The organism is Cysteiniphilum marinum (genome assembly GCF_014857925.1).
In the GTDB taxonomy this organism is placed as follows: Bacteria; Pseudomonadota; Gammaproteobacteria; order Francisellales; family Francisellaceae; genus Caedibacter; species Caedibacter marinus.
The window spans coordinates 1-2,481 of sequence record NZ_JACYVZ010000082.1 but is presented as its reverse complement, the minus strand read 5'-3'; the positions used below and the strand labels follow the sequence as shown (position 1 = coordinate 2,481).

Below are 2,481 nucleotides of genomic sequence, written 5' to 3'. Positions count from 1 at the left end.
AATTTTTCTGGCTTTTTGGCTTTATTCTCGAGCAAGTCAACATATTCTCCGATTGTTCGAATTTCTTCTGAATCAACATCACTATATATCTCTTTAAGCTTTTTGCTTAACTCGCTTCTCACAAAAGAATCATTTTTGTCATTAAGAATTGAAGAATCTTTTTCTTCCTCTGTGAACGACTCAATAATCTCTTCAATTTGAGAGATCACTTCTGCCAGTTTTGCTTCTTGGTTTTGTAACAAGTCTAAGTCTTTGCTTAAATAGGTTGTCTGCACTAGCTCAAACGGCATTATATGACCTTTCCAACCGTCTTGCACTTCTACATCTTTACCGTCTTTCTTTTTTATCACCATATTAGGGTCAACCTGTTTGGTCGCGATAAAGCCTTCGGTTTGCATCATTTCCAAATCTGCACTGATGATTTGCCATTGGTTGCTCATGTATTGGTAGGCTTGGTATTTATCGATTAAGTCCATGTGGCTTAAGCGAGCAAATAAATAGGTACTGAGCTCGGTCTCTTGTTGGTTGCGTTTAACATCTTGCCAACCTTGAATAAGCACTTTATTTAAATGATCGTCAAAACCTTCAAAGGCCTGATTATAGTCGGCAATAAATTCCAATACCTGCGGATGGTTGCTAATAACCGAATTTAAATCACCTTTAGCAATGACTAATTCGCTATAGGCACTAGATTTTGCCATAAATAGAGCACTGTGTAATTGCGGAAATGATTGCCAGTAGTGTTGTAGCTCAGCAATTTCACTGTTAGGAATACCGCCTAACATAGTGGCGTATAAATCCCAACTTGGTGAGGCTGCTGAAGAGTCAACATATCGTGGAATATTAAGGTTATAGCCATTGTCTTGCAGGGTTTGCCTACTTACTAATTGTGAGAATTTTTCTATGCTGTCACGATGTGTTACAGCATCAACAATGCGCTTGATGTCACTGGTTTGAAGCTTGTTGTTTTTACCTTCTTTTATAAAGTACTTGGAAGCATCCACAATCAGTACATCGGTATTTTGACGTTTTTGTTTGAGCACCAAAATCACCGTAGGAATGCCGGTGCCAAAAAAGATGTTACTGGGCAAACCAATGATTGCATCTATGTGGTTTTGTTCGATAAGTTGTTTACGAATTTCACCTTCTTCACCGCCACGAAATAAAACACCATGAGGGAGCACAATGGCCATGATGCCATCGGGTTTAAGATGATAAAGATCATGCAACAAAAAAGCAAAATCTGCCTTGGTTTTTGGTGCCAGACCAAAACGCGAATAACGTGGATCATTTTCTTTAAAGCTTGGATCCCAGTTTTGTGAGTAGGGCGGGTTGGACACCACAGCATCGACATATAAAGCTTGATAAGTGCCTTGTGGATCATTTTCATCAAAATAAGGCCAATCGTCCTCAAGGGTATCACCATTGCGAGTTTTAATGTTGCTAGCCTTTATGCCACGCATGATCAGATTCATACGCGTCAAGTTGTAGGTGTTGGCTTTTAACTCTTGAGCATAATAGGTAATGCTGTCTTTGCTTTTTGCATATTTCTCGACTTCTTCACCAATATTGATTAGTAGAGAGCCAGAGCCCGAAGTTGGGTCGTAAATTTCAATAGTATCTTTGTGTTTTAACTCATGAGCAATTATTTGTGACATCAGCACTGAGACTTCGTGCGGTGTGTAAAATTCACCAGCTTTTTTACCGGCATTGGCGGCAAACTTTTCAATTAGGTATTCATAAATATAGCCCAGAACATCATAGCCTTGCTGAGCATTCATGGGGATGCTTTTGATTAGGTGTAGTAAATCACTAATCGCTTTTGTGCGCCTACCAGCACTTTCGCCAAGTTTACTTAAGCCAGTTTCCAATGTGGTAAAAATGCCTTCAAATAACTTTTTGTGATTCGAGTGAATAAGACGACTAAATGCCGAAAGTGCATCGCGAACGTTAGACTCATCAAAATCAAACTCAGGATCAATCCACGTCGAAAATAAATCGTCATAAGCAATGAAGTAACCTAAATTTCTTTGTATAAATTTAACGGTATCGCTATCGCCTTCATTCAAGGATTTAATCTCTTGACTACTCATACCTTGGATGCTGACAAACTGCACGAGTTGCTCACTTAGATATTTATAAAAAATAAAACCAAGGATATAGTCTTTGTATTCATTCGCTTCAATTTTTGAGCGCATCTGGTTGGCTGATTCCCAGATTTTGGCGGCCAGTTGTTGTTTATTCATAAATTATTCTTCCTTTAGCAGGATAAAATGTTCATTTAATCCAAGTTTACTCCTGCACGGTTTTAGGGAAAACTTAGGATACGTTTTTTATGTATCCATATAATCGTGAACAGCCTTAGCGTAACTCTTAGCTAGCTTTTCTAAGTGCAAAGAGATTATGTCAAACTATTCATGGTGTTGTGAATTTATTTAGACTTAAATGTCATGATCATGCCAGCTTTAACCTTCAAACTTT

Annotated in this window: 1 protein-coding gene; it reads right to left on the bottom strand. The window is 38.3% G+C overall.

What is annotated here, in order from left to right; translation table 11 throughout:
- Positions 1–2,246, bottom strand: a 2,246-nt coding sequence (locus tag IE867_RS14270) for a type I restriction-modification system subunit M (protein WP_192485380.1), incomplete at its 3' end; no start/stop codon positions are given.
- Between the last annotated feature and the right edge of the window lie 235 nt (positions 2,247–2,481).